Below are 23359 nucleotides of genomic sequence, written 5' to 3'. Positions count from 1 at the left end.
TTGTTCGCGCTGGGCGGGTACGGTGGCGTACAATAGCCTCACGTTACCCGCCTCAGATGCCTCGGGCACCTCGCGCCTAACGTCCGCTCCGCCGGACCAATGACGCGAGGGGCCAATGCCACCCACCACGGGTTCTTGCCCTTTTGGCGAGTCGCCCTCTATTTCAGTCCTCATTGTCGATGACTTCCGTGACAGCGCCGACAGCCTCGCCGACCTCCTGCGCATCTGCGGGCACGGCGTACAAACGGCGTATGACGGGGGAACGGCACTAGCGGCCGAGCGCCCCGACGTCGTGATCCTGGAACTCCGGCTGCCCGGTATGGACGGATGGGAACTGGTCCGGCAGTTGCGCGACCGCTTCGCGGACCACCAACCGGTTTACGTTGCGGTCACCACCTGTGGGCTGGTCCAAGAGCGCCGACAATCGGAGGAGACGGGAATCGACTTCCACCTGCTGAAGCCGGTCGAGCCCGGCGTACTGATGGATCTGCTGAAGCGGTTAGCCGAAGCGTCCGCCGAAGTGGGTTAATACGTGCTCCGGTTCGCCACGCTGTAACGACCCGAGAGCCGGGGCCTTTGGTTGACTGCGCCTCTGACGCTCCGGTCGAGCGAATAATTAACTTTTAGTTCTGCATATCCTTCATCTCCCCTCTCCAGATGGGAAACCATCTCGAATCACGGCACACGACTTGCGATCTCTTGGATCGTCCGCGGTTCCGCGGCCCGCGTCCGGTGACCAACAATACGTGCTGCTGGAAGTGATTGACGTGTTCCGCCACAACACCCATCCGGAGGAGAACCCGCCCCTGCGGGTGCTCTATGTCGATGACAACCGGGACGTGCCCGACTCGTCAGTAGACCTGCTCCGCCTGTTCGGGTTCGAGCCACGTGCCTGCTACGACGGGCCGAGCGCCCTTGCCGAGGCCGTGACTTTCCGGCCGAGTGTGTGCCTCATCGACCTGAACATGCCGAACATGGACGGGGACGAACTCGCGATCCGGCTCCGGGAACAGACACACGATCACCCCCTCATCTTGGTGGCAGTTACCGCAATGAGCGGGGACCGGGAAGCCGAGCGGATCAGGGCCGCGGGTTTCGACATGCACTTCATCAAGCTGGTGGACCCGCAGCAACTGCTGATGCTCGTCGATACGCTGTGGCGCGCGTGGCTCCGGTGGGTCCACCGCGACGATAAGAAACGGCCTTCGGAAGAGGACCGTTCGGGCCGTTAGCGGCCCCGTTCCTGGTAGGTGAGTCGAGAAGCCGGGGACGCCGTTCGGCCTTCAACGATTCCGCAAGCACATGAACAGAGCTTTCGACCCGGACCGTCAGCAGCGGCACCTCGATTGCATTGAGGCACACGCGATCTGATCCCCATCAATTGCGAGACAGCCATGAGCAAAGAACCCGCCGAGCGCACCGACCTGTACCGCCTGGCCGATGACGGCTGTCCGAACACGACGGGAGAAACCAAACTCCACGACCTTTCGGAACTCCGAACCGCACCGGAGCCGACCGAACCCAAGCAAACCGTTCACACGCGCCCGCGCGCCCCGCAGGTCAAGTAAATCCCACTCTGATTGAGGCCGGCGGACTACACGGGCTTGTCTCTCGGGCCGCGTGCTCCTCAACAAATCAATCATCATCCCCAGATCGCGAGCAGGAACTGAGATGGAGTTACGCGACCCGGTCAGTTCCGCCTCACATTTGTTCGCCGCCGCCTGGGCCGCCTACGCCACGCTGATCATGCTCCGGTTGACCCCGGTGCGGTCGGGGCGCCGCCCCGCCGTGGCCGTGTTCGGCGCGTCGATGGTGTTCCTCTATCTGGCCAGCGGCGTGTTCCACGGGGTGCCGTACACCCGGTACGAGAACCCCGAGGCGTTCCGGTTCTTCCAGCGCGTGGACCAGTCGGCCATCTTCATTCTGATCGCCGGGACCAACACCCCGATGATCGTCGTCCTACTCCGGGGACGGTGGCGGAGGTGCTGCTTGTTGGGCATGTGGGTGCCCACGGCGGTCGGGGTGGCGGGACTGTGGCTGTTGCCAAAAGCGCCCCACGAGGCGATCGTCGTCCTCGGGCTGGCGATGGGCTGGGTCGGGCTGCTCCCGCTCGTCCACTACTACCGGGCGGTCGGGCGCGGCGCGATGAACTGGGTGTGGACCGGGGGCGTGCTGTATTCCGCCGGCGCGGTGTGCGAACTGATCGAATGGCCGATGGTGTGGGAGTGGCCGCTGCGGTTCGGCTTCCACGAGGTGTTCCACCTGTTCAGCGTTGCCGCCAACGTAACATTCTTCCTGTTCGTCGTGCGGTACGTGATCCCGTTTGATGCAACGGGGCGGGAAGAAATCACGCCGGATTCGACGCGCGAACGGGACGAATCTTTCCGGTCACTCGTTCACTCGAATGCAGCGAGCGGCTTGCCCGAACCAACACACCCCGAGAAATACTGATGCACGCAAATATCCTGCAAGCGGTTAAGACGTTCGCCCCGGCCCTCGACGGGCACCCCGTCAACGTGTGGGACGCCGCAAAGGAGGGCGCGCAGAAAGCCGGCGACGTCCTGCCCGAGAGCCTCGACCAGGTAAGGTGCTCGTCCACACCAAATTGAGAAAAGCAGCCCCTGCCAGTTATCGATCCCTCACCGCGTGCGGTCACATCAAATAGCCCACCCCGCACCTCCCGTGCGTTGACCACCACTCCAAGAGGATCATCATGGCGACCGTAACACAGCCCGGGCTGCGCCCGAGTGAGAATACCACCGAAGCCGAAAAGCACTCCGAGGGTCCGGTGGCCCGCAAGATCGAGCAGTACACCGCGCAAGTTCCCTCCGACGTGTTCCTGTGGGCCGCCGGCGGGTCCATCGTCGCCTCCCTCGCGCTCCGGGTGCTGGGGCGTAAAGAAGACGCGCAGTTCGTGGGCCAGTGGGTGGCCCCGTTCATGCTCCTGGGCGTGTACAACAAGATCGTGAAGGTGGCCGGGTCCGACCGCGTCCACGCCTCGTAACCACCAACGGCCCGGTCTCTCTCCGCCGGGCTGTCGGTCACAATCCCGCAAACCATATGGCGAAAACAGCTCCCGATTACGACGCCTATCAAACGTCCTTTCACGACGCCTTCCGGGACGAGCTCTACGGAATCATCGACGCCCTCCCCGCAGCCGGTGACGCGCTCGACGTGCCGTGCGGCAACGGGTTTTATTCGCGCCGACTGGCCGAGCGCACGAGCGGGCGGCTGACCGCCGTCGATTCCAACGACGAGTACCTCCGTAGCGCCCGCGCGGCCGTGACCGGGCGCGCCGTTCGGAAAGCCGATGCTTACCAACTACCTTTCGCGGACGCCACATTCGACCTGGTGTGGTGCGCCCAGAGCCTGATCAGCCTGGACCCGGACCGCGCCGTTCGGGAGATGTTCCGCGTCGTGAAGCCCGACGGGGTCGTGGCGGTTCTGGAAGTGGACGAGTTCCACCGGGTGCTGTTGCCGTGGCCGCCCGAATTGGAAGCGGCCATTCCCCGGGCCGTCTACAAAGCGAGCGTGCTGAAATACGGTGACGCAATCAAACTGGCCCCGTCCCGTAAGCTCCGTGCCGTCCTCAACCGGGCCGGGTTCGGGTCCGTTCGCCGCACCACGCACCCGTTCGACCGGGCCGCGCCGTTCGACCTGCCTACGGTCACGTTCGTCGAGCGGCACGTCGAGTACCTGCGTTCGCTCGTGTACGCCCGCCTGCCGGCCCCGATGCGTAAGGCGTTCGATCGCGTGACCGATGCGGGCGCGGCAGGTTCGCTGTATCGCCTGCCGGGCGCCGAGCTGATCTGTATCAACGCGGTGTACCTGGCCTCGCCCTGGGCGAAATGAAAGAAGCCGGGGCTCGGCGGAAACGTCCGGGTCCGGCTGCCCCTTTGTCGGTCCGTGCCGATCGACCGTCCGGATCGCCTCCCCCTTCGATCCAGAGGGCACCACGCGGCGCCGACAAGAATAAGGGATGCGGCGAATTTACCGTCCAACTCGATCAACGCGTAATGGAATGACAAAGTGTGCGGCCCGCGGTTTGCTTTGCATGTAAGCGATCGGCAGTAACGGAGGTCGCCCACGATCGAAGCGATTGCGAGCGGAGCGGCCGGGGCGGTGGCACTCGACTTGGCTCACGAAGTGATACGGCACACGGTGGCCGTCGCACCCCGAATGGACGTACTGGGCAAAAGGGCGCTCGCGGCCGGGTTCCATGCGGCCGGCGCTACTGTGCCGGACGAGCCGGCCCTACGAGGCGCTGCGCTTGGCGGCGATCTGGTGACGGATAGCGAGTAATACGCGCTGGTCGCTATGAGAGTGACGGACGGGGCTATTGCACGCGGGACGCTGCTGGATCTGGCGGCCGGCCTGGGTGCGGTGTTCCGGCCCGCTCTGTCTCGGCATCGCTCCGAGTCGCCGTACACCCTGAATTTATCTGGATGCAATTTGATTATTCTCTCTGGGCGGTTTGGTGGCAGGCTGTTTTCGGCGCACTGGCCGGGCGCCGCACTAACGGTTAACCCGCACTCGGTATTTTGAATAACAACTGTCGCCGTGCAAAGGATATGAACCGGTGTCTGTGGACCTGATCACGCTCAGCGAAGACGGTCTGTACTGCCCCGCAGGCGGGTTCCACATCGACCCGTGGAACGCGGTGCCCCGTGCGGTCCTCACCCACGCGCACAGCGACCACGCCCGCTGGGGCTGCGGCAAGTACCTCGTCGCGGCACCGGGGCGGCACCTGTTCCGCACGCGGCTCGGAACGGACGCCGACATCACCGCCGTACCGCACGGCGAGCCGGTCGATCACAACGGCGTGCGCGTCTCGTTTCACCCGGCCGGGCACGTCCTCGGTTCGGCACAAATACGCCTCGAACACCGCGGCGAGGTGTGGGTCGTTACCGGCGACTACAAGCTCGATCCGGACCCCACCTGCCTGCCGTTCGAGCACGTCCGCTGCCACACGTTCATCACCGAGTCGACGTTCGCGCTGCCCGTTTACCGCTGGGAGCGGGCGGACGTGCTGTTCGGCGGGGTGAACGCGTGGTGGCGCGCGAACAAGGCCGCGGGCGCGTGCAGCATCGTGTACGCCTACGCGCTCGGCAAGGCGCAGCGCGTCATGGCGGGCGTGGACGCGGGCATCGGCCCGATCTACACGCACGGCGCGGTCGAGAAGGTGACCCGCGCATACCGCGACAGCGGCGTCGCGCTCCCGCCGACGAGGTCCGTTAGCGAGGTCGTGACGGAGGAGGGTTCGAAGGGGAAAGGAAAATCGAAGGCGAAGCCGTGGGCCGGGGCGCTGGTGATCGCGCCGCCGTCGGCCGACGGGTCGCCGTGGGCGAAGAAATTCGGGCCGAAGTCGGAGGCTTTCGCGAGCGGGTGGATGTGCGTCCGCGGGGCGCGCCGGCGCCGGGCCGTGGACCGCGGGTTCGTGCTGTCCGACCACGCCGACTGGCCCGGGCTCCTGACCGCGGTGAGGGAGAGCGGCGCGGGCCGCGTGCTGGCGACGCACGGGTTCGCGTCGGTACTCGCGCGGCACTTGCGCGAGCGGGGGTTGGGCGCGGACGTGATCGCCACCCGCTACGGCGACGACGCCGCCGACGCGGGCGGGGAGGGCGAAGCATGAAAGCGTTCGCGGACCTGTACGCCGCGCTCGACGCGACCACCAGGACGACCGGCAAGGTCGAGGCGCTGGCCCGCTACTTCGCGGGCGCCGCGCCCGACGACGCCGCGTGGGCGGTGTACTTCCTGAGCGGGCGCAAGCCGCGGCAGGCGGTGCCGTCGAAGCGGCTGCGGCTGTGGGCGCGCGAACTGGCCGGCGTCCCGGAGTGGCTGTTCGACGAGGCTTACCACCACGTCGGCGACGTGGCCGAAACCGTCGCGCTCCTGCTGCCACTGGCCGACCGTGCGTCCGATGTCGCGCTCTCGGAGTGGGTCACGAAACGGCTGCTCCCGCTCCGAGACCTCGAAGAAGAGGTGCAAAAGGCGGCGGTGCTGGCGGCGTGGGCGGAACTCGACGCCGGGCAGCGGTTCGTGTGGAACAAGCTCATCACCGGCGAGTTCCGGGTCGGCGTGTCGCAGCTCCTCGTGGTGCGCGCCCTGGCGCAGGTGTCGAAGCTTCCGGCCGACGTGATCTCGCACCGGCTGATGGGGACGTGGGAGCCGACGGCCATGTTCTACACCGGCCTCGTCGCGGCCGACTCGGGCGACACGGAGCTAAGTCGCCCGTACCCGTTCTTCCTCGCGCACCCGTTGGAAGGCGACCCGGCTTCGCTCGGCCCGGTGGCCGAGTGGCAGGCCGAGTGGAAGTGGGACGGCATCCGCGCGCAGGTGGTCCGGCGCGGTGGGCAGACGTTCGTCTGGTCGCGCGGCGAGGAACTCGTCACCGACCGCTACCCGGAACTGAAGGCGATGGCCGCGGCCCTGCCCGACGGCACGGTGATCGATGGCGAGTTGCTCCCCTGGAGACAGGGACAGGTGCAACCGTTCGCCGACCTCCAAAAGCGCATCGGCCGCAAGACCGTGAGCAAGAAGCTGCTGGACGAGATCCCCGTCGTGCTCGTCGCCTACGACCTGATCGAGGCGGACGGGGCCGACCTCCGCGAGCGCCCGCTGGGCGAGCGCCGCGACCAGCTCGAAGCGATTGTCGCGGCGGCGAATCATCCCGCGCTAATCCTCTCGCCGCGGCTCGCCCTCAACTCGTGGGACGCGCTCGCCCGGGAGCGCGGGGCCAGCCGCGCGCGCGGCGTCGAGGGGATGATGTTGAAGCGGCGCGGGTCGCCGTACCGGGTCGGCCGGGTGCGGGGCGACTGGTGGAAGTGGAAGGTCGAACCGTTCACCGTGGACGCGGTGCTCATCAACGCCCAGGGCGGGCACGGCAAGCGCTCGGGGCTGTTCACCGACTACACCTTCGCTGTGTGGGACGCCGACAAGCTCGTGCCGATCGCGAAGGCGTACAGCGGGCTGACCGACGCGGAAATCAAGCAGGTGGACGCGTTCGTGCGCGCGAACACCGTGGAGAAGTTCGGCCCGGTCCGCGCGGTCAAGCCGGAACTGGTGTTCGAGCTGGGGTTCGAGGGCATCCAGCTCTCGACGCGGCACAAGAGCGGGATCGCGGTGCGGTTCCCGCGGATGCTCCGCTGGCGCACCGACAAGAAGCCGGAGGAGGCCGACACGCTGGAGCGCGTCAAGGCGCTGCTGAACGTCCCGGCGGAGGGAGGGGCGTGAGGGGCATTCCGAGACCACCGCGGCCCAAGCCGCCGAAGCGTTTACCCATTGACCCGGCGGAGGTGGTATCGCCGGCCGAATGGTTCGCGCGCCGCGGGTGGGCGCCGTTCGATTTTCAACGGGAAGCGTGGGCGGCCTATCGTGAAGGCCGGAGTGGGCTGGTTCACGCGTCCACCGGAACCGGGAAGACCTACGCCGCGTTCTTCGGTCCACTGCTCGAAGCGGTGGAAGAGTCGTTGACTCCAACTCCACCACCGATCCGCGTGCTGTGGGTGACGCCCCTCCGCGCGCTGTCGGCCGACACCGCGCTGGCGCTGGAGGCCCCGCTCCGCCCGGTGGGGCTGAACTGGGACGTCGGCACGCGCACCGCCGACACGCCGGCCGCGGCCCGCACGCGGCAGCAGACGCGCCTGCCGACGGCACTCGTCACCACGCCCGAGAGCCTGTCGCTCCTGCTCACCTACCCGGACGCGCGCGACAAATTCGCGGACCTGCGGTGCGTCGTGTGCGACGAGTGGCACGAGCTGCTCGGCTCGAAGCGCGGGGTACTGACCGAACTCGCGCTCGCACGGCTCCGCGCCTTCAACCCGCGGCTCCGCACGTGGGGGCTGTCGGCCACGCTCGGTGACCTGGACGCCGCGCTCGCGGCGCTGGTGGGCGTCGGCAACGCCGGGCGGGTGATCCGCGGGCACGTGTCGAAATCGGTCGCCATCGACGCGGTACTGCCGCCGCGCGTGGAGCGGTTCCCGTGGGCCGGGCACCTCGGCCTGTCGCTCCTGCCGCAGGTGGTCGCGGCGATCGAAGAGGGCAGGTCGGCGCTGCTGTTTACCAACACCCGCGGGCAGTGCGAGCTGTGGTACCAGGCGCTGCTCGACGCCCGCCCGGAGTGGGCCGGGCAGGTCGCGCTGCACCACGGCTCGCTCGACCGGAAGGCGCGCGACTGGGTCGAGGACGGCCTCCGCGCCGGTACGCTGCGGTGCGTCGTCTGCACCAGCACGCTCGACCTCGGGGTGGACTTCTCGCCGGTCGATCGGGTGCTTCAAGTGGGTAGCCCGAAGGGCGTCGCGCGGCTGCTGCAGCGGGCCGGGCGCAGCGGGCACCGGCCGGGCGAGACCAGCCGCGTCACCTGCGTACCGACGCACGCCTTCGAGTTGATCGAGGTGTCCGCGGCGCGAGCTGCCGCGGCCGAAGGGCGGATCGAGGGGCGGTTCCCGCTCGACAAGCCGCTCGACGTGCTGGCGCAGCACTGCGTCGGCTCGGCGCTGGCCGGCGGGTTCCGTGCCGACGAACTGTTCGCGGAGGTGCGGACGGCGCACGCGTACCGCGACCTGTCGCGAGACGAATGGGCGTGGGTGCTCGACTTCGTCACCCGCGGCGGCGAGGCGCTGAAGGCGTACCCGGACTATCGCCGCGTCGAGGTGCGCGACGGCCTGTACTGCGTGCCGGACGCGCGGATCGCCCGCCGGCACCGGCAGTCGGTCGGCGTCATCACCTCCGAAGCGGCGGTGCTGGTCCAGTTCCTTCGCGGGTCGAAGCTCGGAACGGTGGACGAGTCGTTCGCCGCCCGGCTCAAGCCCGGCGACCGGTTCACTTTCGCCGGGCGCACGCTCGAGTTCGTCAAACTGTACGAGATGACGGCGTGGGTGCGGCTGTCCAAGAAGCAAACGGACACGAAGCTGCGCTGGTCCGGCTCGCGTCTGCCGCTGTCCGGCGAACTGTCGGCGGCGGTGCGGGCCAAGCTGGGTGAGGCCGCCCGCGGGCAGTTCGCAGACGAGGAGATGAGAGCGATTCGACCGGTGTTGGATGTTCAGGCACGGTGGTCGCGGGTGCCGGCCGCCGACGAGGTTCTCGCCGAGCGCCTCCGGACCCGCGACGGGTACCACCTGTTCCTCTACCCGTTCGAGGGGCGGCTCGTTCACGAGGGCGTGGCGGCACTGCTGGCGTACCGGCTGTCGCTCCGGCGCCCGCAGACGTTCGCCCTGGCGTGCAACGACTACGGCTTCGAACTGGTGTCGCCCGACCCGCTCGACCTCGATGCGGGCGCCCTGAAGGCGCTGCTCGCGCCCGCCGGGCTCGCGGACGACGTGCTCGCGTCGCTGAACGCGGCCGAACTCGCGAAGCGGCAGTTCCGCGAAGTCGCTCGTGTCGCCGGGCTGGTGAACCCCGGGCTCCCGCACGCGGGTCGCACAACCAAGCAGCTCCAGGCGTCCAGCGGGCTGTTCTACGACGCGTTCCGCGAACACGACCCGTCGAACTTGCTGTTGTGGCAGGCCCGGCGCGAGGTGCTGGACCGCCAGTTCGAGGTGGTGCGGCTGCGCGCGGCGCTGGAACGCATCGCGGCGAGCCGGGTCGTCATCACCGCCCCGCCCAAGCCGACCCCGTTCGCGTTCCCGCTCCTGGTCGAGCGGATGCGCGAGGCGGTGTCGTCGGAAACGCTCGCCGACCGCGTGCGCAAAATGGTCGCGGCGCTGGAGCGGAAGGCGGGACCGGAATGACCGCCGAGGTCGGAATCGTTGGCGAGCGGTTGATCCCGCGCCCGGACCGGGCGCTGTTCTGGCCGCGGGGCAAGGCGCTGGTGATCGCCGACCCGCACTTCGGTAAGGCGGAGGCGTTCCGTGCCGCCGGCGTGCCGGTGCCGGGCGACCCGGCGGAACCGCTCGGGCGCCTGGGCGCGGCGCTCGACGCCACTGCGGCCGAGCACTTACTCGTCCTGGGCGATTTCTGGCACGCGCACGAGGGCCGAACGCCAGGCGTGGTGGCCGAACTGACCGCGTGGCGCGCCGCCCGGCCGGACCTCTCTATCCGACTGGTGCGCGGCAACCACGACCGCGCCGGCCCGCCGCCGGACGGGTGGGGCGACTGGGCGACCGAGTCGCGCGTCGGGCCGTTCGTGCTCGCTCACGTTCCGGAAGAGGCCGACGACGGGTACGTACTGGCCGGGCACCTGCACCCCGGCGTCGTGTTGGGGCGCGAGCGGTTGCGACTGCCGTGCTTCTGGTTCGGGCCGCGGGTCGGGGTGCTGCCGGCGTTCGGCCCGTTCACCGGGGCCGCGACCGTGCCGATCCGGCGCGGCGACCGGGTGTTCGCCGTCGCCGGCGACGCGGTGGTGGACGTGTCGCGGCTGTGACGGCAGTCGCGACACGTCCACCCGCGTCGCCCTCGTCAGTTTCATCTCCGGCACGGGCGGCCGGGACCCGCTCGAACCGCGGGGCGCCTGCGGCTCGACTGGTGCGAGCGCTTGTGCATTGCGCTGGCCCTAATGTTGCACCGCCATCGCCCCGCGACGAACGAGAATTGTGATACGGGAGACGAGATGGGAGCGGCAGAGATCCGAAGGTGTGGTACGACAATTCAACCCGATGGTGCCGTGACGTGGCGGGTGTGGGCCCCAAAGGTGAAGCGCGTCGAACTGGTTCTGATCGACGGCGACCGCCGGCGGAACGTGCCAATGCGATCCGAGGGCGACGGCTACTTCGCGCACTCCGAAGGAGGCGTGCCCGAGGGGCAGCGGTACGCGTACCGTCTCGGCGGCGGGGCGGAACGCCCGGACCCGTGCTCGCGGTGGCAACCGGACGGCGTCCACCGGCCCTCGGCGGTGGTGTTCCCGGGTAAATTCGTATGGACCGACCAGGGGTGGCGCGGGGTCCCGCGCGAGGACCTCGTCTTCTACGAACTGCACGTCGGGACGTTCACCGCCGAAGGCACCTTCGACGCGATCATACCGCGCTTGCCGGAGTTACTCGATCTCGGCGTCACCGCGATCGAGATCATGCCGGTGGCGCAGTTCCCCGGCGCGCGGAACTGGGGCTATGACGGGGTTCACCTGTTCGCCCCGCAGGACACTTATGGCGGCCCCGAAGGCTTGCGGCGGTTGGTGAATGCGTGCCACGCTTGCGGCCTCGCGGCGGTCCTCGATGTCGTGTACAACCACCTCGGGCCGGAGGGCAACTACGCCGGCGAGTTCGGCCCGTACTACTCGGACCGGTACCGCACCGCGTGGGGCGCGGCCCTCAACTACGACGGGCCGGGGTCCGACGGCGTCCGCGATTTCGTCCTCGACAACGTTCGCCACTGGGTCGAGGAATACCACCTCGACGGGCTGCGACTCGACGCCACGCAGAGCATCTTCGACGTCAGCCCCGCCCACATCACGAGAGAGATCAAAGAGGAAGCGGACCGCGCCGCGGGTCCGTTCGGCCGGCCGCTCCACGTCATCGCGGAAAGCCTGCTGAACGACGTCCGCATCGTGCTGCCGCCACAACAGGGCGGTTACGGGCTGGACGCCGAATGGAACGAGGACTTCCACCACGCGCTGATCGCGTTCCTCACCGGCGAGCGGCACGGCAAGTACGTCGACTACGGCCCGGCCGCCGACCTCCCGCGGGTACTGGAGAAGACGTTCGTTCTGGACGGGCGGTACAGCCGGCACCGCGGGCGGCGGTGGGGCGCGCCGGCCCGCGACGTGCCCGGCGACCGGTTCGTGGTCGGCGTCCAGAACCACGACCACGTCGGCAACCGGGCGCGCGGCGAGCGGTTGGCGGCGCTGGTCGGGCCGCCGGTGCAGCGCCTGGCCGCGAGCCTGATGCTGTTGTCGCCGCACCTGCCGTTCCTGTTCATGGGCGAGGAGTACGGCGAGACGAACCCGTTCTTGTTCTTCTGCTCGTTCGGGGACCGCGGGCTGGTCGAAGCGGTGCGGCGCGGCCGAAAAAACGACTACGCCCTCCAAGGCGAGGTGCCCGACCCGCAGGCGACGCTGTCGTTCACCGCGTCGCGCCTCAGTTGGACGTGGTCGGACCAGTTGCCGCGGGCCGGGCTGCGCCACCTGTACCGCGACCTGCTCGCCGCCCGCCGCCGGTGGCCGGCGCTCAAGGACTTCGTAACCCGCCGCGCGGCTCCTTCCCGATTCAGCGAACGGCCCGGTGTTGGAGTTCGTTCGCGGCACCGAACCGAGCTCCCTGTACGCGTACCTGAACTTGTCCGCGGACCCGCACCCGCTGCCGACGGATGTGCCACCGGGGGCGCGCATGCTCTTCAGTTCGGAGCAGCCCGCCTACAGCGGCGCGCGGCCGGAGGGCGACGAGTGCCGGGAGTTGTGCCCGTTCGAGTGCCTTGTGTTCGGCCGCGAACCGGCGTGATCCTACGACCCGTCACGACCCGATCGCGCGACCCGGCGTGACGGTGCGGTTCGCTTTGACACCGCGCCGGGTGTCTGGTATAGTGTTCACATCTGTACGCCCGTAATAAAAGCAGGCGCGCCGTGGACACCCGCCGCAAACTCGAAGTGCTGGCCGACGCCGCCAAGTACGACGCCTCCTGCGCCAGCAGCGGGAGCAAGAGCACCCGCCGCGGCAGCCGGCTCGGTTCGACCGAAGGGATGGGCATTTGCCACAGCTACACGCCCGACGGCCGGTGCGTATCGCTGCTCAAATTGCTACTCACCAACTACTGCGTTTACGACTGCAAGTTCTGCGTCAACCGCGTGTCGAGCGACACCCCACGAGCGCGGTTCACCGTTGCGGAAGTCATCGACCTGACGGTCGAGTTCTACCGCCGCAACTACATCGAGGGGCTGTTCCTCAGTTCCGGCATCGTCGGCAGCATCGACGGCACGATGGAGCAACTCGTCGCGGTGGCCCGTGGGCTGCGCGAAGGTCACGGGTTCGGCGGCTACATTCACCTGAAACTGATCCCCGGCGCGTCGGCCGAACTGGTCGCGGAGGCCGGGCGCTGGGCCGACCGGCTCAGCGCGAACATCGAACTGCCCACCGCACAAGACCTGCACCAGCTCGCGCCCGAGAAGACCCGCGCGGACATCACCGGCACGATGACCACCGTGGCCGACGGCATCGCCGAGCGCGCGGCCGACAGGAAGGCCGGGCTGAAGGCGCCGGTGTTCGCCCCGGCCGGGCAGAGCACGCAGATGGTGGTGGGCGCGACGCCGACCACCGACGGCGTCATTCTCGGCACGGCCGACGAACTGTACCGCACGCAGAAGTTGCGGCGCGTGTACTACTCGGCGTACAGCCCGACCCCGCACGCCGACGCCCGGCTGCCCGCTTTGCGCCCGCCGCTCTTGCGCGAGCACCGCCTGTACCAAGCCGACTGGCTGCTCCGCTTCTACGGCTTTGAAGTAAGTGAAGTGGTCGCACCCGGCGCGAACCTCGCGCTCGACGTGGACCCGAAACTGGCGTGGGCGCTGGCGAACCGTGACCGGTTCCCGGTAGACGTGAACGCCGCGCCGCGCGAGTTACTCCTGCGGATCCCCGGCGTCGGGGTGCGCAACGTCGAGCGCATCCTGGCGGTCCGCCGGCACCACGCCCTGACCGTCGCCGACCTGCGCGCGTTGCGCGTGAACTGGAAAAGCGCCGCTCCGTTCGTGCTCACCGGCGACCACAATCCGGCTCTGCGGAAACTCGACACCGTGGGGTTGAAGAAGTCGGTCCAGCCGACGCTGTTCGACGATCTGGATGGGTACGCATGATCGTTACCGCCCCCGACTTCGCCGCGTGGCGCGGTGCCGCTCGCGCACTGCTCGCGGCCGAGGTTTCGCCGGCCGACGTCCTCTTCGACGACGGCACCGCGCCGGGCCTGTTCGCCGCGGCCGAGCTACCGCCCGTGCCCGCCGGTCCGGCGCTCGAGGTGCCGCGGGCGTTCGTCGCGCTCGCGGAATCGGTCTCCTGCCACCGCGATCCGCAGCGCTGGGGCCGGCTCTACCGCGCGCTGTGGCGGCTGACCCGCGGCGAACCGCACCTGCTCGACCTCGCGACCGATGACGACGTCGCGTGGCTGTTCCGCGCCGAGAAATCGGTCCGCCGCGACGCGCACAAGATGAAAGCCTTCGTCCGCTTCCGCAAGGTGGGCGAGCACTTCGTCGCGTGGCACCGGCCGGACCACCGCATCGTGCGGCGGGTCGCGCCGTTCTTCCGCCGCCGCTTCCCCGAAATGCACTGGTCGGTCCTGACCCCAGACGACTCGGTGACGTGGGATCGCGAGGGGTTGCACTTCGGCCCCGGTGTGTCGGCGAGGGACGCGCCCCCGCCGGACGTCCTCGAAGACATGTGGAAGACCTACTACCGGGCGACGTTCAATCCGGCGCGGATCAAGTTGAAGGCGATGAAGAAGGAGTTGCCGGTGCGGCACTGGGCGACGCTGCCGGAGGCCGCGCTCATCCCCGACCTGCTGGCGGAAGCGGCCGATCGCGTGGCCGCGATGGTGCAACACAGCGAAGGAACGCCGTCGGCCGCCGACTTCTTGCCCGCGACGCGCGACCTCGACGGCCTCCGCGCGGCGGCGCGCGATTGCACCGCGTGCGGGCTGTGCGGACCGATCGTGCCGCCCGTGTTCGGTACCGGCCCGGCCGATGCGCGGATCGCTTTGGTCGGCGATCAACCCGACACGAGTGGCGCCGCGGACGAACTGCTCGATACTGCACTGGAGGAAGCGGGTATCGACCGGGCCGCCGTGTACCGGACGACGGCCGTAAAGCAGACCGCGTTCGCCGAGCGGGACGGTGCCCGCGAACCGCGCCGGGCCAACGCCCGCGAGGTCGGTGCGTGCCGGCCGTGGCTGCTCGCGGAGCTGGCCGCACTTCGGCCGGCGGTAATTGTGTGCCTCGGTCCGCTGGCCGCGAAGGCGGTACTCGGCCCGCTCTTTCGCTTCACCGAGCGCCGCGGTGAAGTGCTCCCGGCCGGCGGCACGATCGCGATTGCAACTCACTTCCCTGCGACGATCCTACGCGCCCCGGAGGAGGCGCGGGCGGAGATTTGGGCGGAACTGGTCACCCATCTCGCGCGGGCTTTAGAACTCGCCGGGGCCGGCTACCATCCGCCGTCCCACTACTCATCGCGCGTCCCGTATTGAGTCGGCCTCCCCTCGGGCGACAGCAAGGCTCCGAGTATTTCTGGCGGAGGTGGGACCACTTGGGGCGATGAATCTGCAACCTGGGGCATTTGAAGGGGGCAGGGCACGAGCGAGTGCGTGGCGATCGGACCCCGGGGAAGACACGGCGTGATCACCGGGATTTGAATAGCCGGGCGTAAGGTTCTCGCCGCTGGGAGCATGGCCGTTTCAAACGCGTGCGCGGACGGTAGATCAACTCGGCACGTCGCTATCCCGTAACGTCTTATATGTACCGTAAAATACCGAGGAGCGCAAGAGACCATACGGAACTTCCGAAAACAGCATCGGGAAGACCCAACCTGCGGCGCCGTCGTCCGGGTTGCGGCGGTTCGGATAGTTCGCGCATTTTTTGCCGCCGGCATCGGCTCTAGTAGGGTGATGATGATCTACCCCCCCGCTCCCCCGCGAGCCGCGCCCGACGCCGAACTCGTCCGCCGGTTCATCGCCGGCAACGAGGCAGCGTTTGAACTGCTGGTCTGGCGGTATCGCGGACTGGTGTTCGACGTGTGCCGCCGCACCCTCGGCCACTCTCACGACGCCGAAGACGCCGCTCAGGCCGCGTTCCTGGTGTTCGCCAAGAAGGCGGAATCGGTGCGGGCGGATCACCTCGCCGGATGGCTGGCGCGGGTGGCCCATCGGTGTGCCCTGCGGGTTCGCGGTCGCCGTCCGGCGTTCACCGAACTGCCGGACGTGCCCGCCCCACCTCGGCCCGCGGTCCCGCTCGACGGCGTCCTCGACGCCGAACTCGACCGCCTGCCGGAGAAGTACCGCACGCCCATCGTGCTGTGCTACCTGCACGGGCTGAGTTACGCCGAGGCGAGCGAACAACTGAACTGCCCGACCGGGACGCTGTGCGGCTGGCTCACCCGCGGGAAGGAGCTCCTCCGGAAGCGACTGGCCCAGCGGGGGATCGCGGTGCCGGTCGGTGTCCTTGCCGTTTACCTCAGCGAATTGGGACGCACGGCGTCCGCGTCTCATCGACTGGTCCGAACCATCACCACGGCGGCGCTGAGCTTCGTCGCCGGAGAAGCCCGGCCCGACCCGGCCGCCGCCATCGCTCACGGAGTGCTTCAGATGATGACGCTGAAACGAACGGCTGCCTCGGGACTGCTCGGGTTCCTCACGATGGTCGTGGCGCTCGCCGCGCTGTCGGCGGGCGACCCGAGGAAAGCCGACGAATCGAAGGTGTTGGCGGCCGAACCGGAGAAGCCGGTCACGATCGAACGCACCATCGGTCAGGAGCCGAAGTACCAAGGTAAGCCGACGTACTGCCTACTGGTGTTCGACGCGGGGGCCAAACACCGCGCGTGGCTCGTTCACGACGGCGACACCTTGTACGTGGACAAGAACGGCAACGGCGACCTGACCGACGGCGGGGAGAAGGTGGCCGCCAAGAAACAGAAAGGGGACGAAGAGGGGGACCAAGAGTTCGAGGTGGGCGACGTGACCGTCGGCGGGACGACGCACAAGGGGTTGACCGTCTCCACCGGACGGCTCGACCGCCTGGTGGCCAACAACTTCCTCGCCACCATCGCCCCGATCGAGCCGACGCTGAAAACGGATAAGACGGCCGTGGTGTACGCCCTCCAAGTGGAGAGCGAGCGGCCGGGGGTGAAGGGGGCCGGGGCCGGCGGGCGGGTGCAGTACCGCGTCGGCCCGTTCGACGCCAACGGGGTGCTCCGGTTCGCCCCCACCACCGCCGACGCCCCGGTCATCCACCTCGGCGGGCGGTTCGAGTTGTGGAGCCAGTTCGGCGAGCAAATCCTACGCACCGGGCAGGACTCGTGCCTCCGCATGGTCGTTGGCGCGCCCGGCTTCGGTCCCGGCACCCTCGCCTCCATCCCGTACGACAACACCATCCCGGACGACGCCCATCCGGTAGCGGAGATCACCTTCCCGGCCAGGCCGGGGGAGAAGCCCCGCACGCAGGCGGTGCCGATGAACTTCCGGACGTGCGGGTACAGCATCGACGCCCGGTTCAAGTGTGGCGAGGAGACCGGCTCGGCCACGGTGAAGTTCCACTTCGGCGCCTGGAAGGAGGGGAACGTCGCCCCCACCACCCACAGCATGGCCATCCAACCGCCGCCCAAGCTCACCGGCCCGAAAGCCGAGCCGGTGTCCGAACGGCTCGTCGCCACCCTGCCCCACCCCGTAAAGGAGGCGATCCCCCTCGTCCATTACTCGCCCGACGGCAAACGGTTGCTGGTCGCGGGTGACATGTCCTCCGGCGTGGTGCAACTTTGGGACGTGGACGGGCGGAAGGAACTGCTCCAGATCGCCGGGCCGAAGCGCGTCCGCGGCAGCAAGGATCCGTCCTTCCTCGCCGAAGAGTACGCCCTGCTCAGCCCGGACGGGAAGACGCTGTACGTTCCCACCCGCGGGGAGAACGTCGCTCGGGTGGAGCGGGGCGGCAAGAAAGCCGACCTGATCGAGAACCTCGGCCGCGTCCGCCGGTGGGATCTGACCACCAAGAAGGAACTCGATCCGTACTCGCCGCCGACCGGGTGGGGCAACCTGATGGCCGACCTGTCGCCGGGCGGCCGGTTCCTCTACTCGATCGAACACAAGGACCACTTGCGGGACGGTGAACGGGAGGCCCGGCTGGTGATCTGGGACACGACCACCGGCGAGCGCGTGGCGCTCTTGAAGGGGAACTACGGCAACTTGCCGGTGTTCCTGCCCGGTGACCGCGGCATCGCCACCACACAACTCGACAAGGAGGGCGAAGTGACCGTTCGCGTTCACTCCCTGCCAGACGGCAAAGAGGTGGTGTCGAAGACACACCCCTGCCCGGCGGGGAGGGCCGCCCGCTTTGTGGGCGCGTCATCGGACGGCAAACTGCTGGCGGTGAACCTGGGCGGGAAGAAGGGAGAGAACACAACCACCCTGTTCCTCGATACCGAATCGTTGGAGGAAACCGCCCGCTGGACCGCCCCGGCCAACCCGACCGGGTTCGGCTACACTCCCGGACGATTCACCCCGAACGGCCAGCGGTTCCTGACGATCGATGGCGAAAACACCTTACACATTTGGGACGTGGCCGCGAAGAAGGTCGCACGGACGGTGAAACTGGATCAGAGCGGGTGGCGATCGGTGGTGAGCGGGGACGGCCGCTGGTTCGCCACGACGTGGACGCCGCCCGACCCGAACAAGTTCGCCAACGAAGCCAAACTCGACCCCGAGAGCCTGCCGCAACCGCGGGGGGTGCTGGTGGACCTGAACGACCCCAACTCGAAGCCGGTCACGCTCGTCGCTCCGCGGGGGATCGCCTGGGGAATGGCGCTCCGGCCGGACGGCAAGCAGTTGGCCCTCGGCGGGTCCGGCGGGGTCCACCTGTTCGACTTGACGACGCTCGGCGGGAAGTAAAAAACCAAGCCCGCAAATAAGACGGACGAACCCCGGCTGAATGCCGAGGTTCCGTTATTTACCCGACCGCTTCGCTGGCAACACGGTGCGACGGCCGAAACGTGGCCCGACGATCTGTTGAACACATAGTTATGGCCGCCCTTTTGATGCCCGAATCCCCGAGAAACCTGGTGGCGCCCTTGTAGGCCGTGCACCGGCCCGGTTCAGGCGCCACCTCCACCGCCGTTGCCTTCGCCTCCTTGCCGTCCAACTTCTCAACGATGCCCCGCGACGCCAGCGGCTCCACCGATCCGTGAGCCGTCTCATCGTGCCGGGTCGCGGTCACTCCCACGCGCCGGTCCGATTCCGGCCACCGGCATCAGCACCCCTGCAAATCGTGTCAATCCCTCTGTATTCATGTGGCCCCGTAGTTCGGCATCAAGGACTGGTGATTAGCACTGAGAAGGGAAGCGCGATTAGCGTCGAAAAGGGAAACACCGTAGCACAGCCCCCGCGAGCGACCCGTTGGTCGGCGCGGGGGTGGAGGATGCTCACGGTGGACGACTACGCACAAATCCGAGAAGCCCGGCGCGACGGACTCACCATCCGCGAACTCGCCGTGCGGTTCGGCCGCTCGCCCAAGACCGTCCTCAAGGCGCTGGCCGACCCTCAACCCCGACCGTACACCCGGACCGCGGTGCGGTCCGCGCCGGTGTTCGACCCGTTCCGCGCGATCGTCGATGACATCCTCGTAGCCGACCGGACCGCGCCGCCCAAGCAGCGCCACACGGCCACCCAGATCTTCCGGCGCCTCGTCGCCGAGCACGGGTACACGGGCAGCTACCACCCGATCCAGCGCCACCTGAAGCAGCACCGCCTCGACCGCCGGGAGACGTTCATCCCGCTCGCGCACCCGCCGGGCCGTCGCGCCGAGGCCGACTTCGGGCACATCCACGCGGACTTCCCCGACGGGCGCCGGCTGGTACCCGTGCTGGTGGTCACCTGGAGCTACTCGAACTGCCCGTTCGCGCTGGCGCTGCCGACCGAGCGCACCGAGGCCGTACTTCAGGGGCTGGTCGAGGCATTCGCGTTCTTCGGGTGCGTGCCCCGCGAGCTGTGGTGGGACAACCCCAGAACGGTCGCGCTCCGCATCCACAAGGGCCGGGAGCGCACCCCGCACCCGCAGTACGCGGCGCTCGCGAGCCACTACACGTTCGCGCCCCGGTTCTGCATGCCCGCGACCCCGACCGAGAAGCCGCGCGTCGAGAAGCGGGTGCAAGACCTCGAGCGCCAGTGGGCCACACCGGTGCCGCGCGTCGGTGCCCTCGGTGAGCTGAACGCGCACCTGCTGCGGCAATGCCTCGCGGCGCGGGAGCGCACGTGCGGTGACAACACGTCGTCCGTGGCCACACGGTTCGAGCACGATCGCGCGGCCGCGCTCGCGGCTCCGGCCCGGGCGTTCGATCCGTGCGTGATCCAGCCCGGTCAGGCGGACAAGTACCAGACGGTGCCGTTCGACCGCAACCGCTACAGCGTGCCGCGCCGGTGGGCGTTCCGCACGGTGAGCGTGAAGGGGTACGTGGACCGCGTCGAGGTCGTCGGTGACGGCGCCACGGTCGCCGCGCACGCGCGCTGTTACCGGACCGGGCAGAAGGTCCTCGACCCGCTTCACTTCCTCGGAACCCTGGAGAAGAAGCCGGCCGCGTTGGACCACGCGCCGGTGTACCGCGACTGGCAACTGCCCGCCGCGTTCGCCGCGTTGCGCGCGGCGCTGGTCGCTCGGTTGGGGTCGTGCATCGGTAACCGGCACTACATCCGCGTGCTCCAACTGCTCGCCAACCACACGGTCGATCACATGGAGGGCGTCCTCGCCGGGTGCCTGTCGCGCGGCGAGCTCGACGCCGCAACCATCACGGGCGCGGCGCGCCGGGGGACGCTCGACGCGCCGTCCATCAGTGACCGCGCGTCGTCACTGGCTCTCGCCACTGTGACCGTGCGCCCCACCGACCTCGCCCAGTTTGATCGCCTGTTGTCCCGTTCCTCGTGTGAAGGAGATGCCGATGTCCGTCGAGACGACCCCGCTGTTGCTCAAGGCCAACTTGAGGCAACTGAAGCTGCCGACGATGCTCGGCGAGTGGGAGAAGCTGGCCCGTGAGGCCGCCACCCAGAACGAATCCTACGAGGGCTACCTGTTGCGCCTGACCGAGGCCGAGGTGACCACGCGATCCGCGAACGCGCTTGCGTCGCGGATCCGCGCGGCCGGGTTCCCGGTGGTCAAGGACCTGGACACGTTCGACTTCACCGCGGTCCCGTCGCTGTCCAAGCACAAGGTGCTGGAACTGGCGCGCGGGGCGTGGGTCGAGGAGCACGCCAACTGTTGCCTGATCGGGAACGCGGGCACGGGGAAAACGCACCTGGCGACCGCGCTGGGGCTGGCGATGTGTCGGCTCGGCCGGCGCGTGAAGTTCGTAACGGCTGCGGGCCTGGTGACCCAGTTGGAGGCGGCCCAACAGCAGCACCGGCTGGACCGGGTGCTGGGCCACCTGGACCGCGTGGACCTGCTCATCATCGACGAGTTGGGGTACCTGTCGTTCAGTCGGGGTGGTGCCGAGCTCCTGTTCCAGGTATTCGCGGACCGGTACGAGCGGCGCAGCGTGCTGGTGACGAGCAACTTGGCGTTCAGCGAGTGGGGCACCGTGTTCCAGGGCGATCGGATGACGGCGGCTCTGCTGGACCGGCTCACCCATCGGTGCGACATCTTCGAGATGAACGGCGAGAGCTACCGGTTCCGCGAGTCCATGACCGCCAAAAAGCCGAACGACCCCAAGAAGGGTAAGTGACCCGCTCGAACACGGACTTGGTGTTTCCCTTTTCAAAGCTCAACACGTTTCCCCTTTCAAAGCTAATCACCAGACGCCCCGGCGGTCCTGCTGCTGCACGGCTTCCCGACCAGTTCGCAGATGTTCCGCAACTTGATTCCCGCACTCGGCGACAAGTACCGCGTCGTCGCGCCCGACTACCCCGGCTACGGGCACAGTTCGGTGCCGCCGCGCGACAAGTTCGCGTACACGTTCGACAACCTGGCCCAGGTGATCGACGCGTTCACCGAGAAGGTGGAACTCAAGAAGTACGCCCTCTACGTGCAGGACTACGGCGCCCCGGTCGGGTACCGGTTGGCGAGCGCGCACCCGGACCGCATCACGGCGATTGTCGTGCAGAACGGCAACGCCTACGACGAGGGGCTCGACAACAACTTCTGGAAGCCGGTCAAGGCCTACTGGAAGGAACCGATCCGCAAGGAGAAGCGCGACGCGCTCCGCGGCCTGCTCACCTACGACGCGACGAAGTGGCAGTACACGCACGGGGTCAAGAACCCCGAACTCGTTAGTCCCGACGGGGCCGCCCACGACCAGTTCCTGCTCGACCGCAAGGGCAACGACGAGATCCAACTCGACCTGCTCCTGAGCTACGGGTCGAACCCGCCGCTGTACCCGAAGTGGCAAGAGTACTTCCGCACGCACCAGCCGCCGGTGCTGATCGCGTGGGGCAAGAACGACAAGATCTTCCCGGCGGAGGGCGCCGAGCCTTACAAGCGCGACCTGAAGACGCTCGAGTTCCACCTCCTCGACGCCGGCCACTTCGCCCTCGAATCGAACGGCGACGAGATCGCCTCGCTGGTGCGGGACTTCCTCGGCAAACACGCCGCGAAAAAGTAACGGCCGGTGCCCTCCGGAACCCCTTGCACCAGGAGTCAGACGTGGCCGACCTGCTCAGCCCGCTCACGATTCGCGGCGTGACACTCCGCAACCGGATCGTCATGGCCCCCATGTGCCAGTACGTCGCCGAGAGGGGGGTCGCGGGCGACTGGCATTTGGTTCACATCGGCAGCCGGGCGGCCGGGGGCGCGGCGCTGGTCGTCGTCGAGGCCACGGCCGTCACCCGGCACGGGCGGATCACCGGTGGGGATCTGGGCATCTGGAGCGACGAGCACATCGGGCCCCTGGCCCGGATCGCCCGGTTCGTCCACTCGCAGGGCGCGGTGCCCGGCATCCAGTTGGCCCACGCCGGGCGGAAGGCGAGTTGTGCCGTGCCGTGGAAGGGCGGCGCCGGGCTGATGACCCCGGAGGCGGGCGGGTGGCCGGTGGGCGGCCCGAGCGCGCTCGCTTTTGACGAGGGCAGCCCGGTTCCGACGGCGCTGGACGAGCACGGGATCGACGGGATCGTCGGCGCGTTCGAGGCGGCCACGCACCGGGCGCTGGCGGCCGGGTTCCGGGTCATTGAGGTTCACGCGGCCCACGGGTACCTGCTCCACCAGTTCCTGTCCCCGCTGAGCAACCGGCGGACCGACAGTTACGGCGGGAACCTCGAGAACCGGATGCGGCTGCCTCTGCGCGTCGCCGGCGCGGTACGAAAGCTCGTCCCGGATCAACTGCCGGTGTTCGTCCGCGTCTCGGCGACCGACTGGGTCGAGGGCGGGTGGGACATCGAGCAATCGGTGGTGCTCGCGGACCGGCTGAAGGAACTGGGCGTCGACCTGATCGACGTTTCCTCCGGCGGCCTCGTTCCGCGGGCACGTATTCCGGTCGGCACGGGGTACCAGGTGCCGCTCGCGCGTCGGATCCGCCACGGGGCGGGCGTGCCGACCGGGGCGGTCGGGTTGATCACCGAGGCGAGCCACGCGAACGAGATCGTGACCGCGGGTGACGCCGATCTGGTGCTCCTGGCGCGGGAGCTCCTCCGGGAGCCGTACTGGGCGCTCAAGGCCGAGCAAGAGCTCGGCGCGGAGCCGTCGTGGCCGATCTCGTATGGCTACGCGGTCAAGCGAAGGGCGCAATAGCAACTCGGGACCGAGCCAATCTCTTCGGTCGGTGTCAGGGCGCGC

The 23359-nt window shown here is 68.5% G+C and carries 18 protein-coding genes and 1 pseudogene; all 19 read left to right on the top strand.

Going from position 1 to position 23359, the window contains the following annotated elements; all coding sequences use genetic code 11:
* Positions 1-115: 115 nt before the first annotated feature.
* The 19 genes and pseudogenes from J8F10_RS10100 to J8F10_RS10010 all read left to right on the top strand — a co-directional run bounded on the left by J8F10_RS10100 (position 116) and on the right by J8F10_RS10010 (position 23314).
* Complete coding sequence (locus J8F10_RS10100; protein ID WP_210653703.1) at positions 116-529, top strand: response regulator; 414 nt, start codon at positions 116-118, stop codon at positions 527-529.
* Positions 530-746: 217 nt separating this feature from the next.
* On the top strand, positions 747-1232 hold the full coding sequence (locus J8F10_RS10095) for a response regulator (protein WP_315854100.1): 486 nt from the start codon (positions 747-749) through the stop codon (positions 1230-1232).
* A gap of 162 nt (positions 1233-1394) precedes the next feature.
* Positions 1395-1568, top strand: coding sequence for a hypothetical protein (locus J8F10_RS10090; RefSeq protein WP_210653702.1), 174 nt, complete (start codon positions 1395-1397; stop codon positions 1566-1568).
* A 103-nt stretch (positions 1569-1671) separates the two neighbouring features.
* The gene (gene trhA, locus J8F10_RS10085) at positions 1672-2451 is read left to right on the top strand and encodes a PAQR family membrane homeostasis protein TrhA (protein ID WP_210653701.1); all 780 of its coding nucleotides are present in this window, start codon (positions 1672-1674) and stop codon (positions 2449-2451) included.
* Entirely contained in the window at positions 2451-2609 is a 159-nt protein-coding gene (locus tag J8F10_RS10080; protein ID WP_210653700.1) for a hypothetical protein, read from the top strand. Before trhA ends, J8F10_RS10080 begins: the two co-directional genes overlap by 1 nt.
* A 104-nt stretch (positions 2610-2713) precedes the next feature.
* A complete protein-coding gene (locus tag J8F10_RS10075) occupies positions 2714-3004 on the top strand; it encodes a hypothetical protein (protein ID WP_210653699.1) in 291 nt (96 codons plus the stop codon).
* A gap of 56 nt (positions 3005-3060) precedes the next feature.
* The gene (locus J8F10_RS10070; RefSeq protein ID WP_210653698.1) at positions 3061-3852 is read left to right on the top strand and encodes a class I SAM-dependent methyltransferase; all 792 of its coding nucleotides are present in this window, start codon (positions 3061-3063) and stop codon (positions 3850-3852) included.
* 733 nt (positions 3853-4585) lie between these two features.
* Entirely contained in the window at positions 4586-5632 is a 1047-nt protein-coding gene (locus J8F10_RS10065) for a ligase-associated DNA damage response exonuclease (RefSeq protein ID WP_390891133.1), read from the top strand.
* Positions 5629-7233: an ATP-dependent DNA ligase gene (locus tag J8F10_RS10060; protein ID WP_210653696.1), complete on the top strand. Its 1605-nt coding sequence runs from the start codon at positions 5629-5631 to the stop codon at positions 7231-7233. The genes J8F10_RS10065 and J8F10_RS10060 overlap by 4 nt, the downstream gene beginning before the upstream one ends.
* Entirely contained in the window at positions 7230-9728 is a 2499-nt protein-coding gene (locus J8F10_RS10055) for a ligase-associated DNA damage response DEXH box helicase (protein WP_210653695.1), read from the top strand. Before J8F10_RS10060 ends, J8F10_RS10055 begins: the two co-directional genes overlap by 4 nt.
* Entirely contained in the window at positions 9725-10360 is a 636-nt protein-coding gene (gene pdeM, locus J8F10_RS10050) for a ligase-associated DNA damage response endonuclease PdeM (protein ID WP_210653694.1), read from the top strand. Before J8F10_RS10055 ends, pdeM begins: the two co-directional genes overlap by 4 nt.
* Positions 10361-10600: 240 nt before the next feature.
* On the top strand, positions 10601-12409 hold the full coding sequence (treZ, locus tag J8F10_RS10045) for a malto-oligosyltrehalose trehalohydrolase (RefSeq protein ID WP_210653693.1): 1809 nt from the start codon (positions 10601-10603) through the stop codon (positions 12407-12409).
* 81 nt (positions 12410-12490) lie between these two features.
* The gene (locus J8F10_RS10040; protein WP_210653692.1) at positions 12491-13714 is read left to right on the top strand and encodes a putative DNA modification/repair radical SAM protein; all 1224 of its coding nucleotides are present in this window, start codon (positions 12491-12493) and stop codon (positions 13712-13714) included.
* Positions 13711-15093, top strand: coding sequence for a TIGR03915 family putative DNA repair protein (locus tag J8F10_RS10035; protein ID WP_210653691.1), 1383 nt, complete (start codon positions 13711-13713; stop codon positions 15091-15093). The genes J8F10_RS10040 and J8F10_RS10035 overlap by 4 nt, the downstream gene beginning before the upstream one ends.
* Before the next feature lie 417 nt (positions 15094-15510).
* On the top strand, positions 15511-18498 hold the full coding sequence (locus tag J8F10_RS10030; RefSeq protein WP_210653690.1) for a sigma-70 family RNA polymerase sigma factor: 2988 nt from the start codon (positions 15511-15513) through the stop codon (positions 18496-18498).
* 526 nt (positions 18499-19024) lie between these two features.
* A complete protein-coding gene (istA, locus tag J8F10_RS10025; protein WP_210653689.1) occupies positions 19025-20632 on the top strand; it encodes an IS21 family transposase in 1608 nt (535 codons plus the stop codon).
* Positions 20532-21317: an IS21-like element helper ATPase IstB gene (gene istB, locus J8F10_RS10020; RefSeq protein ID WP_449267458.1), complete on the top strand. Its 786-nt coding sequence runs from the start codon at positions 20532-20534 to the stop codon at positions 21315-21317. Before istA ends, istB begins: the two co-directional genes overlap by 101 nt.
* 72 nt (positions 21318-21389) lie before the next feature.
* Positions 21390-22193 (top strand): annotated as a pseudogene (locus J8F10_RS10015) (alpha/beta fold hydrolase); the annotation flags it as partial.
* Positions 22194-22216: 23 nt separating this feature from the next.
* Positions 22217-23314, top strand: coding sequence for an NADH:flavin oxidoreductase/NADH oxidase (locus J8F10_RS10010; protein ID WP_390891104.1), 1098 nt, complete (start codon positions 22217-22219; stop codon positions 23312-23314).
* The last annotated feature ends 45 nt before the right edge of the window (positions 23315-23359 follow it).

Origin of the sequence: Gemmata palustris, assembly GCF_017939745.1 — a bacterium.
GTDB classification, from domain to species: domain Bacteria; phylum Planctomycetota; class Planctomycetia; order Gemmatales; family Gemmataceae; genus Gemmata; species Gemmata palustris.
Note: the sequence above shows the minus strand (reverse complement) of the source record. Positions and strands in the feature narration are given on the sequence as shown.